Consider the following 14,102-nt stretch of genomic DNA (forward strand, 5'->3'; position numbering starts at 1 on the left):
TGCCGCTACTGAAGCGGTGGGCGCGGGCCGTCCTCGAACACCGGCAGTGCCCAGCGCGGCGGCGGGGGCGGCGGCGCGGACGATGGTGAGGACGCTCCCCCGGCCGCGCGTTCCGGCTGCCTGGCGGTGTCCGCCTGGCGCAGGGCGCCGGTGAACTCCAGGCAGGTGTTCCAGCGGTCCTCGGGCGATTTCGCGAGGGCCTTCGCCAGGACCTCGTCCACCGCGGCGGGCAGGCCCGGCCGGCGGGAGCTCAGCGGGGGCGGCGGGTCGTACTGGTGGGCCCAGAGCAGGGCCATGTCGTCGTCACGCTGGAAGGGCGGAGCGCCCGCCAGGGTCTCGTAGACCACGCAGCCCAGGCTGTAGACGTCGCACCGGCCGTCCACCGGCTTGCCCCAGATCTGTTCCGGCGCCACGTAGTCCAGGGTCCCGACGAACTGCCCGGCCGTCGTGAACCCGGTCAGGGACAGCGACTTCTTCGTCAGGCCGAAGTCCGTGAGGTACACGTGCTCCGGGTGTTCGCTGTCCGTGCCCCGCGCGACCAGGATGTTGCCCGGCTTCACGTCCCGGTGGACCAGGCCGTGGTCGTGCGCCGCGTCCAGGGCCGAGGCCACCTGTCCGGCGATCCGCGCGGCCGTCTCCACCGACAGCGGACCCGTCCGGTCGAGCATCTGCCGCAGGTCCTGCCCGGCCACGTAGCGCATGGCGATGTACAGCAGCCCTTCCGTCTCCCCCGCTTCGAACACGGGCACGATGTGCGGGTGGTCGATGGCCGCGGCCACCTTCGACTCGTGGACGAAGCGCTGCCGGAAGGTGTCGTTGCGCGCCAGCTGGGGGTCCAGCAGCTTGAGCGCCACCGTCCGGTCGAGCCGCAGGTCCCGCGCCCGGTAGACGACCGCCATGCCGCCGCGCCCGATCTCGCTCTCCACCAGGTATCCGGCGACCTGCTTGCCCCGCAGGTCCGAGGGGCGCCCCGAGGACTGTTCCGCGCCGGACGCCTCCGCCATCACCCGGCCCCCGGCTCGTCCACCACCTGCGTCGGGGCGTGCCCCACCGGTCCGGCGGGCGGTACGTCGGCGCCGTCGGGCAGTACGTCGAGCTGGACCCCGACCGGGTCGGTGTCCGCGTCGGGCGCGGCGCCCGGTCCCGCGGCGACGGCGTAGGTGCTCAGGTGGCTCCCGTCTCCGTACAGCCACCGCCCGGCCGTCTCGTCGTAGAGCCAGACCGACTCCCCGTCGAGCACGATTCCGGCGCGCAGGCCCCGTACGGTACGCCGGAAGGCCTCGGCGTCCGTCCGCCCGGAGGCGAGCTCCTCGACGGCCCGCCGGTAGCGCTCCACGGTCTGGGTGCTGCGCGCGAGCAGGGGCCGCGGGTCGTCGCCGCGGGCAGGCGGCTTCCCGTCGGCCGTGGGCGGCGGTTGCGGTACGGCGACCAGGAGGCGCCCGTCCACCCAGGCGGACCAGCCGTTGGAGCAGAGGACCTCGCCCCAGTCCCCGCGCCGGGTCAGCAGCTGCACCGGCAGGAAGGGGTCCAGGGGGACGGTCGGCCGGGTCGCGTCGGGTGACTCCCAGGCGGGCAGCCCGTCCTGCGGGACGACGTGGGTGGGCTCGAAGCCCTCGACCGCATCGGGGAAGGTCATCGCTTCGGCTGCTTCCGCATGACGGCCGGCTCGTGCCGGCGCAGCAGCCGGGACACGAACAGGCCGAAGACCACGGACAGGGCGGGCAGCATGCAGATGCTGAGCAGCCAGGCGTCGGCCTCGTGGGCGAAGATCGGGTCCTGGGTGAGTTTGCCGGGGACGATCGCCCCGAGCCCGATGGTGCCGCCCATCGCGCCCATCGCCCACCGGGCCGGGGCGAACCACGCCACCTGCTCGAGGACGGCGACGTCGTAGAGCTTCAGCAGGGTGCCGCAGAAGACGACCTGGACGATGGCGAGGAGGACCAGCAGCGGCATGGTGACCTCCTCCTTGCGGACCAGGGCGGAGATCAGCAGACCGAGCATCATCGCGGTGAAGGACAGCAGGGCGACGGCGAGGGTGATCTCGATCAGCGGTGGCATGAGGACGCCCTTGCCGCCGGGGGCGTTCAGTTTCACCCCACCGAGGGCCACCAGGGTCAGCACCACCGCCTGGCCGACGGTGATCGTGCCCAGCACCACCACTTTCGACATCAGGTAGGCGGAGCGGGACAGCCCCACGGCGCGTTCGCGCTGGTAGATCACGCGTTCCTTGACGAGTTCGCGGACGGCGTTGGCGGCGCCGGTGAGCACTCCGCCGATGGTCAGGATGAGCAGGGCGTTCAGCGCCGTCTCGGCGGTGAGGGTGCTGCCGGCCAGCGCGCGGGCCATGACTCCCATCATGAACGGCAGCGCGACCATGATCACGAGGAAGGTGCGGTCGGCGCTGAGCACGGCGGCGTACCGGCGGATCAGGGTGGACAGCTGGGAGCGCCAGCTCTGCGCCTTCGGCGGTGGCAGGGGCGCGGCCCTGGCTGGACCGCCGGGCTCCCCGGCCTCGCCGGCGGCCGCTGCCCCGGCGGCCGCCGCCCCGGCGACGGCTGCCTCGGTGAGCAGGGGCCGGCGGGCGGTGGCCTCCACGTAGCGGCGGTGGGTCGGCGAGTTGCGGTAGGCCCCCGCCCAGTCGCGGCCCTGCTGGGTCTCGAACGCCTCGAACGCCTCGGGCCACTCCTCGAAGCCGAAGAAGGAGAGCGCCTCCTGGGGCGGGCCGAAGTAGGCGACGCGGCCGCCCGGGGCGAGGAACAGCAGCCGGTCGCAGACGTCGAGGCTGAGCACGCTGTGGGTGACCACGATGACGGTGCGGCCGTCGTCGGCGAGACCGCGGAGCATGTGCATCACCGAGCGGTCCATGCCGGGGTCGAGGCCGGAGGTGGGTTCGTCGAGGAAGAGCAGGGAGGGCTTCGTCAGCAGTTCCAGGGCTACGGAGACGCGTTTGCGCTGGCCGCCGGAGAGGCTGTGGATGGGCTGGTCGGCCCGCTGGACGAGGCCGAGTTCGCGGATCACCTCGTCGACCCTGGCCTCGCGTTCGGCCTTGGCGGTGTCCTGCGGGAAGCGCAGTTCGGCGGCGTAGACGAGGGCGCGGCGGACGGTGAGCTGGGCGTGCAGGATGTCGTCCTGGGGCACGAGGCCGATGCGGCTGCGCAGTTCGGCGTAGTCACGGTAGAGGTCGCGGCCGTCGTAGAGGACGGTGCCGCTGTTGGCGGGGCGCAGGCCCGTGAGCGCGCCGAGCAGGGTGGACTTGCCGGCGCCGCTGGGGCCGACGACGGCGAGCAGGCACTTGGCGCCCACGGGGAAGGAGACCCCGTCCATGAGGGTCTTGCGGCCGTTGTCGACGGTGACGGTGAGGCCCTCGACGTCGAGGGAGACCTCGCCCGTGTCGACGTACTCCTGGAGCTGGTCGCCGACGAGGCAGAAGGCGGTGTGGCCGATGCCGACGATGTCGCCCTCGGCGAGGCGGGCGGCGCCGTCGATACGGGCTCCGTTGAGGTACGTGCCGTTGTGGCTGCCGAGGTCGGCGATCTCGTAGCCGCCGTCGGCCAGGGAGCGCAGTTCGGCGTGCCGGCGCGAGACGACGAGGTCGTCGATGACGAGGTCGCTGTCGGGGGCGCGGCCGATCCGCACGGCGGTACGGGGCGCCAGCGGGCGCACGGTGGTCGGCTGCCGGAAGGTGCCGGTCATGCCGGGGTTGGAGACCCGGGACGGCCGGGCGGCACCGGGCGCGACCGAGGGCGTCCGGCCGGTGACGCGGGCGCGGGGGCCGTCCTCGACGCTGCCGAAGCGGAGCTCGGTGCCGACGCCGACGCTCCACTCCTGGACGCGGTGGCCGTCGACCCACGTGCCGTTGGTACTGCCCTCGTCCTCGATCGTCCAGTGGTCCCCGTCGGGGCGCAGGATCGCGTGGTGCCAGGAGACGCGGGCGTCGTCGAGGCAGATCTCGCAGAGGGGGTCCCTGCCGACGTGGTAGGTCCGGCCTGGGTTCATCCGGGTGGATCCCAGGTCGGTTTCCAGAACGAGCTCGGGCGCGGTCGGCACACCGGGGCGCTGGACCATGAACAGATCTTCCCACGATCGGACGGGTGCGGCAGCGGCGCGGCATCGCCGCAGGTCAGAGGCCTGTTATGGGTAATGACAACGGTCCCCGTTGCAGCCTTTGCCCATCTTGTCCAGGTGCGCTTCACTTCACGCGACGGACCCGAACACACGGGTGTGCGACGGAGACGGGGGATGCCATGTCTGGGCTCGACCAGGCGCACGAGCACGAAGACGCGAACGGGCACGCGGAGGCAGGGCACGACCACGGCCCCGGCGACCGCGACCACGGCGACCACGGCCACGGCCACGGCCACGGGCCGGGAGGCCACAGCCACGGCGTGTCCGCGGACGCCGACCGCCGGTGGCTGGCGATCGCGCTCACCCTGATCGGCACGTTCATGGCCGTCGAGGTGGTCATCGGCGTGCTGGCCAACTCGCTGGCGCTGATCTCCGACGCGGCCCACATGCTGACGGACGCCGTCTCGATCGTCCTCGCGCTCATCGCGATGCGCCTGGCCGCCCGGCCCGCCCGCGGCGGGTTCACGTACGGCCTCAAGCGCGCGGAGATACTCTCGGCGCAGGCCAACGGCCTGACCCTGCTCCTGCTGGCGGTCTGGCTGGCGTACGAGGCGGTGCGGCGGCTGATGGACCCGCCGCCCGTCGAGGGCGGTCTGGTCGTGGTGACGGCGCTCGCGGGTATCGCCGTGAACGTGGCGGCGGCCTGGTGCATCTCCAAGGCGAACCGCTCCTCCCTCGCAGTGGAGGGCGCCTACCAGCACATCCTCAACGACCTGTTCGCCTTCATCGGGACGGCCGTCGCCGGCCTGATCGTGCTGACCACCGGCTTCCGGCAGGCCGACGCGATCGCCACCCTCGTGGTGGTGGTGCTGATGGTCAAGGCGGGCTACGGGCTGGTCCGCGAGTCCGGCCGGATCTTGCTGGAGGCCGCCCCGGCCCACGTGGACCCGGACGCGGTCGGCGACCGGCTCGTCGGGCAGCCGCCGGTCACCGAGGTGCACGACCTGCACATCTGGACGATCACCTCCGGCCAGGCGGCGCTCTCGGCGCACGTGCTCGTGGAGCCGGCCGGTGACTGCCACGCCGTCCGCCGCGACCTGGAGCGGCTGCTGGCCAAGGAGTACGGGATCACGCACACCACCCTCCAGGTGGACCACGTGCAGGACTCGCTCCTCACGGTGGGCCGCGCGGGCTCGGACCCCGAGGACCCGCACTGCGCGGACGCGCACGGGCCGGTCCACCGCCAGGGCCCGCACGACCACTGAGCCGGCGACCGGCGGGGCATACATGCACCCATGGGCAACAAGAAGCGCAGCGCGGGACTGCTCCTCTTCCGCCGTACGGGCGCCCCGGGCGCGACGGGCGCGACGGGCGACCGCGGCATCCAGGTCCTGCTCGGCCACATGGGCGGCCCCCTGTGGTCCGGGCGGGACGCCGGGGGCTGGGCCATCCCGAAGGGCGAGTACGAACCGGACGAGACCCCGCGGGACGCGGCCCGCCGGGAGTTCACCGAGGAGCTCGGGCTGCCGCCGCCCGAGGGCGAATACCTGCCGCTGGGCGACGTGCGCCTCACCAGCGGGAAGCTGGTGACGATCTGGGCGGTGGAGGCGGACCTCGACCCCGCGCGGATGGTGCCGGGCACCTTCTCGATGGAGTGGCCGCCGCACTCGGGGACCGTACAGGAGTTCCCCGAGCTGGACCGGGTCGACTGGTTCGCTCCCCCGGCGGCCCGGCGCCAACTGATCCCCGCTCAGATTCCGTTTCTGGACCGGCTGTTGACCCTATTGGAGGATTGATCGGACATTGACCCGACCTTTACTTGCCAACAAACCCTACCTGCATGGACATTACACATATGACGAACGTCGTGCTGGTGGGAACCCTGGACACCAAGGGTGTGGAGTACGGCTGGCTGCGCGAGAGGCTGCTGCGCGCCGGCGTCGAGGTGGTACTGGTCGATACAGGAATCATGGGCGAACCCCGCGTGCCCGCGGACGTGCCGCGAGAGGCGGTGGCCCGGGCCGCGGGAGCGGAACTCTCCGAACTGCGCACGGCAGCCGACCGGGGCGCGGCCGTGACCACGATGGCGCGGGGCGCGGAAGCGACGCTCTTACGCCTGCACGCCGAAGGCCGGCTGCACGCGGTGCTCGCGATCGGCGGCAGCGGCGGCACGTCCATCGCCACAAGGGCGATGCGCGCGCTGCCGCTGGGCGTACCGAAACTGATGGTCTCGTCCATGGCGTCCGGGGACGTCTCCCCCTACGTCGGCTCCGCGGACATCACGATGATGTACAGCGTGGTGGACATCGCGGGGATCAACAGCATCTCCGCCCCGGTCCTGGCCAACGCGGTGGAGGCCGTCGCCGGGATGGCCAAGGCCTTCGCCCGCGCCTCGCTGGACATGCACCGTCCGGCGCGGCTGGGGGCGGGCTCGCGGCCGCTGGTCGCGGCGAGCATGGCGGGGGTGACGACGGACGGCGTGGACGCGGCCCGCGAGAGGCTGACGGAACTGGGCTACGAGGTGCTCGTCTTCCACGTCAGCGGCACGGGCGGCCGCACCCTGGAGACCCTGGCCGGTCAGGGCGTCTTCGCGGGCGTCCTCGACCTCACCCTCAGCGAGCTCGCCGACGACCTGTGCGGCGGCATCCTCACCGCGGGTCCCGACCGGCTCAGCGCCGCCGGGCGGACCGGGATCCCGCAGGTGGTGAGCCTGGGGGCGCTGGACATGGTCAAGTTCGGGCCGCTGGAGACCCTGCCCGAGCGGGTCCGCTACCGCCGGGTCCGGGTGCACAACCCGTCCATCACGGTGATCCGCACGACCGAGTCCGAGTGCGCGGAGCTCGGCCGCCGGGTCGCCGCCAAACTCCGTGCGGCGACCGGCCCCACGGAGATCTGCGTCCCGCTCCGCGGACTGTCCACGCTCGGCGCGCCGGGCGGGCCCTACCATGACCCCGACGCGGACCGGGCCCTGTTCTCGGCGCTGCGCGACGGCTTGCGGGGCAGCGCCGCCCGGCTCCACGACTACGACACGCACATCAACGACCCGGCGTTCGGCCGGGCCGCCGCGGACCGTCTGCACGCCATGATCGGCGCGGTGTCGGCGGCGGCCTGAGACGGCCGGCCCGGTTGGGAACCGGCCGCGGCGGAAAGCGTGTCGTGTGGGGTGGCAGGTCGATATCCGGCCACCCCACACGACTCCGCATTCAGGGGGCTCAGACGATGACCAGTACGTGGACGGTCCCCGGCTACTCGGAGGTCCGGGAACTCGGCTCGGGCGGCAGCGGCCGCGTGGTGCTCGCCGTCCACGACGGCACGGGCACGGCCGTGGCGGTGAAGTACCTCAGCGACCGGCTGCGCCAGGATCCCGTCTTCATCGGGGAGTTCAGGGCCGAGGCACGGCTGCTCGGCGGCCTGCGCTCGCCTTGTGTGGTGGGGCTGTACGAGTACGTGGAGGCGCCCGGCGGCGCCGCCATCGTGATGGAGCTGGTGGACGGGATCTCCCTGCGGGCGCTGCTGAAGCAGTCCGGGCGGGCGGACGCCGAGGCGGCGCTGGTGGTCCTGAAGGGCTCGCTGCTCGGGCTGGCGGCGGCGCACCGGGCGGGTGTCGTCCACCGGGACTACAAGCCGGAGAACGTGCTGGTCGCGGCCGACGGCTCCTCGAAGCTGGTGGACTTCGGCATCGCGGCGAACCGCGGGACCACCCCCGGCGTGGCCGGGACCCCCGCCTACATGGCCCCCGAGCAGTGGCAGGGCCGGCCGGCCTCGCCCGCCGCGGACGTGTACGCGGCGACGGCCACCTTCTTCGAGTGCCTCACCGGCCGCAAACCGTACGACGGGGAGAACTTCGCGGAGCTCGCCGTCCAGCACATCGAGGCCCCGGTACCGGAGACCGAGGCCCCGGAGCCCGTACGGCCGCTGATCCGGCGCGGCCTGGCCAAGCAGCCGGAGCAACGCCCGGAGAACGCGGAGGCGTTCGTGGCGGAGCTGGAGGGCGTGGCGCTCGCCGCGTACGGGCCCGAGTGGGAGGAGCGCGGGCAGCGCAAGCTGGCGGCGCTGGCCGCGCTGCTGCCGCTGCTGTTCCCCTCGGCGGGGGCCCCGGCGGCGGGGACGACGGCGCTGGCGACGACCACGCTGAGCAGCGGCTCGGGCTGGGCCCCGGGCCGGCGCGGCTGGCTGGCGGCGGGGGCCGCGCTGGTGCTGGGGGCGGCGCTCGTGCTGACCACGGACGCGCTCGGCGCTTCCCCGGGCGGGTCCGCGGCGCTCAGCGCGTTCGCCACGACGAGCGCGGCACCGCCCGGTTCGGCTTCGCCGACGCCGAGCCCGACCGCGTCCGCGTCCGCGTCCGCTTCCGCGACGCCGTCGACGTCTCCGAGTCCGTCCGCCTCGCCGAGCGCCTCGCCGTCCCCGTCGCCCTCGCCGTCGTACAGCCCGGGCACGAGCCCGACGCCGAAGCCGACGACCCCCAAACCGACGACGGCGCCGCCGTCCCCGACGGTGAACGTGTTCGCTGCCGGGGTGACCCTCACTCAGACGGCGCTGGACCGGGCGCAGGCCGCGGCCACACTGAAGGCCTCGGGCACCGGGACGGTGAAGGTCACCTACCAGTGGTTCACCGGGGACGCGAAGAACCCCTTCGCCGTTCCCGACGGCAGCGAGGTGCACGAGTACGCCGTCGGCTCCGCGCTGCCCGCGGTCCCGCACACCTTCACCGGGGCGGGCTGCTACTGGGGTGTGCGGGTCACCACCACGCCGGCGGCCGGGGCCGGTCCGGCGACGCACAGCATCCAGGCCAAGCGGAGGTGCGTTCCCGCATGAGCGACATCACGCGCAAGCTCCCGAGCGGCGGCGCCGGCGACGGCGCGGGCGACGACGGCTACAGCGCCACGGTCCTCGGCAGCCACTGGTTCAGCGGCCCCCAAGGGCCCGGCACGGTCGCGCCCGACCGGGTCGAGGGGTCCGTGCTCCGCTTCGGGCCCGGGGTCACCGCGGCCATGCCCGCGCCGTTCCCGGTGGCCGCCACCGCCGCGCCCCGGCGCGGCCGGGGGGCGGGTCTGCGGCGGTACGCGCTCGCCGGGGCGGTGCTGCTCGCGGTTTTCGCGTACCTCGGGTGGCAGCGGTTCGGGCCCGCCCTCGAAGTCCGGAGCCTGGCGGTGAGCACCGCCCCCCAGGGCCCGCCCTGTGACGCGGCGGCCGATGTGGTGGCCGTCGTCGGCACGAACGGGCGCCCGGGCACCCTCACCTACCGGTGGGCGCGCAGCGACGGCACGTACTCCGAGCAGCTGACCGAGCGGGTGCCGCGCGGGCAGCGGGAGGCGCGGCTGCACCTGCTGTGGACCTTCCAGGGCCAGGGCACCTACCCGGCGAAGGCCGAGCTCCAGCTGCTGTCGCCCGAGCGGCGCACCGCGGCCGTGGAGTTCACGTACCGCTGCCGCCCGTAGCCGGGGTGCCCGGGGCGGGCAGGCGGATGACGGCGCGGCCGCCGTCGGATTCGGCCTTTCGGCCGAGGTGGTCGTGGCCGTCCGGCCGAAGCCCCGGGCACCGGCCGCCTGGTTGACTCGGGGGTGTTGGCAAGGGCGTGCAGGACGCCCTTTCGGCACCCATGCGCGTCACGTTCCAGCCGGCGAACACCCCAACCGGAACGTGGCCGTCCCGCACGGATGCCAAGTCCACGCGGGAGGCCCGCGGCCGCTTTGGGGAGTGGTCGCGGGCCGTTTCGTACGCGTTCTTCCATGTTTGGCCGCCCCCCGCCGCAACCGGGGGACGGAGTTCAGAAGCGGGCGTGGGCCGTGATGTCGGCCTCGAACTCGCCCGTCATGGCCGGCGTCACCGTCGGCCGGCACTGCGCCACCGCGGCCAGGTAGTCCTCCGTGGTCGCGCCCAGCTGCGCGGCCGCCGCACCGCGCGCGCCCACCGCCTCCAGGTCCCGTTCGAAGGACACCTGCGCCGCGATCCGTGCCGCGTGCTCGATGTCGGCCGGCGTGAACAGCTCGGTCGCCGCCACCAGTGCCGCTACGTCGACGTCCGCGCGCCCGGCCGTGTAGCGCGACCAGATCGCGGCGCGGGCCCCGGCGTCCGGGGTGCCGATCGGGATCAGGTAGTCGAAGCGTCCGGGCCGCAGGAAGGCCGGGTCGAGGGAGCGGATGGAGTTCGTGGCGCACACCAGCAGCCGCTCGTCGCCCTCCCGGAAGCCGGGTATCAGCTTGAGCAGTTCGTTGGTGACCCCGTGCATCCCGCCGGGCTGGGCGGGCTCGCTGCGCACGGGGGCGATCTCCTCGACCTCGTCGATGAAGACGAGCACCCGCTCCAGTTCGGAGATCCGCGCGAAGGCGTCGCGCAGCGCGGTGGCCAGGTTGCCCCCGTCGGCGAGCCGGGAGGGCAGGAGTTCCACGAACGGCCAGCCGAGCCGGGAGGCGATGGCGCGGGCGAAGGTGGTCTTGCCGGTGCCGGGCGGGCCGAAGAGGGTGATGGCGCGCGGCGGCCGGACCCCGTGGGCGGCGGCCCGCTCGGGCTCGGCGAGCGGCAGGACGACGCGCCGCTCGATGAGGTCCTTCTCGGTCTCCATCCCGGCGACCTTGGTCCACAGGTCGTTGGGCAGGAAGCGGCCGCCGAGGTCGGCGAGGAGCCCGGCCGCTGGTCCGTGGAGGGGTTCGGTCTTCTCGAAGTAGGCGACCGCGGGCTGCCGGGTGTATCCGGCGTTCAGCAGGCCCTCGCCGAGGAGGTCCTCCTCCGGGAGCACGTACGCGATGCGGCCGACGCGGGCGGCGATCAGGCGCCGCTCCAGTTCGACGAGCAGGGCGCTGGCGAGGCCCCGGCCGCGCCACCCCGAGGCGATGGCGATGCGCATGACCCAGGCCCGCTCGCCGGTGACGCAGGCGAGGGCCGCGCCGATCGGGACGCCCTGGTGGACGGCGACCACGCAGGGCTGCCGGTCGGTGAGGGCGCTGATGCACTCGGCGAGCGAGAACACGGACTCCTGGCCCAGTTCGGCCGTGGTGTCGATCAGGTGGACCACCGCGGCGAGATCGCTCTCGCGGTAGTCGTGGATGAGCCAGTTCACCGGGTACCGCCCCTCGTTCGTGCTCCTGCGGCGAGGCTAGGGGCGACAGGGCCGGGCGATCACGCTCCGCCGTGCACAACAGGCGGCAGGGAAACCGTCCGTGTCGTCCATAGACTGGTACTTTCCGCCCGAACGCCCGGCCGGGGATCCCCGCACCTTCATGCGTTGCCACACATCCGCGGCCCGAGGCGGGCACTGGTCCGAGTTTCACCGCGGGTTCACGGGATTCACAGGGGATTCATACGGAGTCCCAGCCTCCGGACAAAGGTTCGGCGGGCAGGGTGGGGGCATGATCCACCGAACGCTCCACCGACCGGCCCGGCGCACCCGTGCGCGGCGGGCGTCGCGGGTCCTCCTGGCCCTGGCCGCCATGGCCGCGCTCATCAGCGTGGACGTGCCCGACGCGGTGGCCGGCGCGCCGCTCGGCGTCACCGCGCGGGCCCTGCCCGACGCCACCGCGGACCGGGTGGGCGCCCTGTTCGCGGGGGGCCTCGACGGCGGGCACTTCTGCACCGCCGCCGTGGTGCACAGCGCCGGCCGCGATGTGATCGCCACCGCCGCGCACTGCCTGGAGGACCCGGACTCCACCGTGTTCGCGCCGGGCTACCGGGACGGCGGGGCCCCGTACGGGCTGTGGCGGATCACCGGCGTGCACGTCGCCGCGGGCTGGACGGACGGCGCGGACCCGGACGCGGACATCGCCTTCGCGACGGTGGCCCCGCTGGACGAGGGGCGGGGCCGGTACGTCGAGGACGTGGTGGGCGGCTTCCCGGTCGCGGCCGATCAGCCGGACGACGCCGTGGTGACGGTCATCGGCTACCCGCGCACCCTGGAGACCCCGCTGCGGTGCGCGAACACCACCACCCTCTTCTCCGGGTCCCAGCGCCGGATCGACTGCCCGGACCTCAGCGGCGGCACCAGCGGCAGCCCGTGGCTGGTGGACGGCGCGCTGGCCGGGGTGCTCGGCGGGTACGAGGGCGGCGGGACCGTGCCGGAGGTCTCGTACAGCGCGGTGATGGGCGACCGGGCCGTGGAGCTCTACCGGGAAGCGGCCGACGCCGGCTGAGACGGCTCCTCGCGGACACCGGGCAGACGCTCGGCGTCGGGCGCGGACGGCTGGGCGGGAAGCCGGTCCACCGAGGGCCGGGAGGGGCCCGGGGTGCCCGACCGGATGTCCTGCACTCCGCGGCGCAGGCTGTCGCGCAGCCTGCGGCCCAGCGGACGTTCCACGAGCCGGTGGATGAGCCAGGCGACGGCCATCATGGCGGCGGTCACGCCGAAGACGAGGGGCACGGGCGCCAGCTCGGAGCGGAAGTGATGGATGATCGTCAGCCCGGCCATCATGTGGATCAGGTAGAGCGGGTAGGTGAGCGCCCCCGCGTGCGGCAGCCAGCGCCAGCGGACGCGGTCGAAGGCGCCGAGCGCTATGCCCGCCATGACGGCGAAGCCGAGCAGGATGATCAGGTGGGCGGGCCAGTCGCGCGTCTGCTCCGTGGCGGCCTTGCCCAGGCTGGCGATCATGCGGGGCCGCACGTAGTGCTGCGCGAGGAGGAACTGCGCCCCGACCACGGCCCACAGCACGGCGTTCGGCCGGAAGCGGCGCATCAGGTAGAACGCGATCCCCGCGATGAAGTACGGGGAGGCGGACGGGACGGCGAAGAAGGACAGCACCCCGTTGTCGACGGTGGGGGCGACGACGCCGGCGAGGGTCCAGATCCCGCAGAAGAGGACGCAGTTGCGGTAGGTCAGACCGCGCATCACGACGACCGCGAACAGGACGTAGAACTTGAGCTCGACGAAGAGGGTCCAGTACGCGTCGTCGATGTGCGGGACCCCGAGGCCGCCCTGGAGCATCGACAGGTTCACCATGACGTCCGTGATCCGCTCGACCCCCCTCACCTCGGGCCAGTTCAGGAGCACGAGGGAGGTGAAGGCCACGGCCGCCCAGTAGGCGGGGAAGAGCCGGGAGAACCGGGACACCGCGAAGTCGCCGACGGTGCGGCCCCAGGCGCTCATACAGATGACGAACCCGCTGACGAGGAAGAAGATCTCGACGCCCAGCCAGCCGTAGACGGCGAACGGGCGGGCGACCGGGAAGACACCCTCGGTCGGCTCGCCCCAGGCGCTCGCGAGGACCACGTAGTGGTAGAAGAGCACGGCGAAAGCGGCCAGTACCCGGACGCCGTCGAGGACCGCGAGGCGCCCGGCGGGCGCCGCGGCGCGCGCTCCGGCGCTCGTACGGCCGCTCACTATCGGCTCCGCGGCCGCACTTCGCACACTCATTCCTCGACCGCCCCCTGGTCCACTCCGCTGTCCGAACAATTCGATCAGGCGAGCGAAACTCTAGCGCGGTCACAGCCGGCTCACAGGAGCGGGCAGTGTGACGGACGCCGCGCCTCCGGTGTGCGGGCGCCCTACTCCGTGATCTCGGCGGGGGTCTCGGCGGCGGCCGCGCCGGCGGCGGGCCCGGCTGCGACGGTCTCGGCGAAGTCCTCGGCGGGCATCTCGAACCAGGTGGGCTCGTCGCGCAGGGCCTGGTGGATCCGGAGCAGGGCGAACGGCTCCAGCGGCGGCAGCGCATCCACCTCGAACCAGGCCACCTCCAGGGACTCGGGGTCGTTGACCCGGGCCTCGCCGCCCGTCGCGCGGCAGCGGAAGGTGATGTCCTGGAACTGGCAGACGTCGCCGTTGGGGTAGGTCATCGGCTCGAGCATCTGTACGAGGACCACCCGCTCGGGGACGCAGCGCACCGCCGTCTCCTCGTAGACCTCGCGCACGGCCGTCTCGGCGGGCTGCTCACCCGGCTCGGGGATCCCGCCCACCACGGACCACCGCCCGGTGTCGGAGCGCCGGCCGAGCAGTACGCGGCCCCGGTCGTCGAGGACGATGGCCGTGACTCCGGGCAGCAGGAGCAGCCTGTGTCCGGCGGTGGCACGGATTTCGCGGATGAAATCGGGTGTGGTCATCCCCCGACCCTACG

General features: G+C 73.5%; 12 protein-coding genes. 6 read left to right on the forward strand and 6 right to left on the reverse strand.

From position 1 onward, the window contains the following. Positions 1-5 precede the first annotated feature (5 nt). From AB0O21_RS10850 to AB0O21_RS10860, 3 genes are read right to left on the reverse strand one after another with little or no spacing between them, the layout of a single operon-like run. The gene (locus tag AB0O21_RS10850; RefSeq protein WP_365168971.1) at positions 6-1,004 is read right to left on the reverse strand and encodes a serine/threonine-protein kinase; all 999 of its coding nucleotides are present in this window, start codon (positions 1,002-1,004) and stop codon (positions 6-8) included. Continuing rightward, positions 1,004-1,636 carry a hypothetical protein gene (locus AB0O21_RS10855; RefSeq protein ID WP_365168974.1) on the reverse strand — a complete coding sequence of 211 codons (633 nt, stop codon included), beginning with the start codon at positions 1,634-1,636 and terminating at the stop codon, positions 1,004-1,006. The genes AB0O21_RS10850 and AB0O21_RS10855 overlap by 1 nt, the downstream gene beginning before the upstream one ends. Then, positions 1,633-4,065 (reverse strand): FHA domain-containing protein, encoded by a 2,433-nt coding sequence (locus AB0O21_RS10860; protein ID WP_365168977.1) that lies wholly within the window; start codon positions 4,063-4,065, stop codon positions 1,633-1,635. Before AB0O21_RS10860 ends, AB0O21_RS10855 begins: the two co-directional genes overlap by 4 nt. A gap of 179 nt (positions 4,066-4,244) precedes the next feature. Here AB0O21_RS10860 and AB0O21_RS10865 point away from each other — a divergent pair, with 179 nt between their 5' ends. The 5 genes from AB0O21_RS10865 to AB0O21_RS10885 all read left to right on the forward strand — a co-directional run bounded on the left by AB0O21_RS10865 (position 4,245) and on the right by AB0O21_RS10885 (position 9,503). Next, the gene (locus AB0O21_RS10865) at positions 4,245-5,330 is read left to right on the forward strand and encodes a cation diffusion facilitator family transporter (protein WP_365168980.1); all 1,086 of its coding nucleotides are present in this window, start codon (positions 4,245-4,247) and stop codon (positions 5,328-5,330) included. Positions 5,331-5,360: 30 nt separating this feature from the next. Beyond that, positions 5,361-5,861: an NUDIX domain-containing protein gene (locus AB0O21_RS10870; RefSeq protein ID WP_365168983.1), complete on the forward strand. Its 501-nt coding sequence runs from the start codon at positions 5,361-5,363 to the stop codon at positions 5,859-5,861. Positions 5,862-5,920: 59 nt separating this feature from the next. Then, on the forward strand, positions 5,921-7,177 hold the full coding sequence (locus AB0O21_RS10875; protein WP_365169442.1) for a Tm-1-like ATP-binding domain-containing protein: 1,257 nt from the start codon (positions 5,921-5,923) through the stop codon (positions 7,175-7,177). Between the two features lie 107 nt (positions 7,178-7,284). After that, a complete protein-coding gene (locus tag AB0O21_RS10880) occupies positions 7,285-8,880 on the forward strand; it encodes a serine/threonine-protein kinase (protein ID WP_365168986.1) in 1,596 nt (531 codons plus the stop codon). Beyond that, positions 8,877-9,503, forward strand: a complete 627-nt coding sequence (locus tag AB0O21_RS10885) for a hypothetical protein (RefSeq protein WP_365168989.1) — start codon at positions 8,877-8,879, stop codon at positions 9,501-9,503. Before AB0O21_RS10880 ends, AB0O21_RS10885 begins: the two co-directional genes overlap by 4 nt. 329 nt (positions 9,504-9,832) lie before the next feature. On the opposite strand, the gene AB0O21_RS10890 is transcribed toward AB0O21_RS10885, so the two are convergent. Further along, a complete protein-coding gene (locus AB0O21_RS10890) occupies positions 9,833-11,122 on the reverse strand; it encodes a bifunctional GNAT family N-acetyltransferase/ATP-binding protein (protein ID WP_365168992.1) in 1,290 nt (429 codons plus the stop codon). A gap of 289 nt (positions 11,123-11,411) precedes the next feature. Between AB0O21_RS10890 and AB0O21_RS10895 the strand changes: the two genes are divergently transcribed. After that, positions 11,412-12,188, forward strand: a complete 777-nt coding sequence (locus tag AB0O21_RS10895) for a serine protease (RefSeq protein ID WP_365168995.1) — start codon at positions 11,412-11,414, stop codon at positions 12,186-12,188. Here the strand turns inward: AB0O21_RS10895 and AB0O21_RS10900 are convergent. Beyond that, positions 12,161-13,372, reverse strand: a complete 1,212-nt coding sequence (locus AB0O21_RS10900; protein ID WP_365168997.1) for an acyltransferase — start codon at positions 13,370-13,372, stop codon at positions 12,161-12,163. The genes AB0O21_RS10895 and AB0O21_RS10900 overlap by 28 nt on opposite strands. A gap of 164 nt (positions 13,373-13,536) precedes the next feature. Then, a complete protein-coding gene (locus AB0O21_RS10905; protein WP_365168999.1) occupies positions 13,537-14,088 on the reverse strand; it encodes an NUDIX domain-containing protein in 552 nt (183 codons plus the stop codon). Between the last annotated feature and the right edge of the window lie 14 nt (positions 14,089-14,102).

Origin of the sequence: Streptomyces sp. NPDC091371 (assembly GCF_040684275.1) — a bacterium.
Lineage (GTDB): Bacteria > Actinomycetota > Actinomycetes > Streptomycetales > Streptomycetaceae > Streptomyces.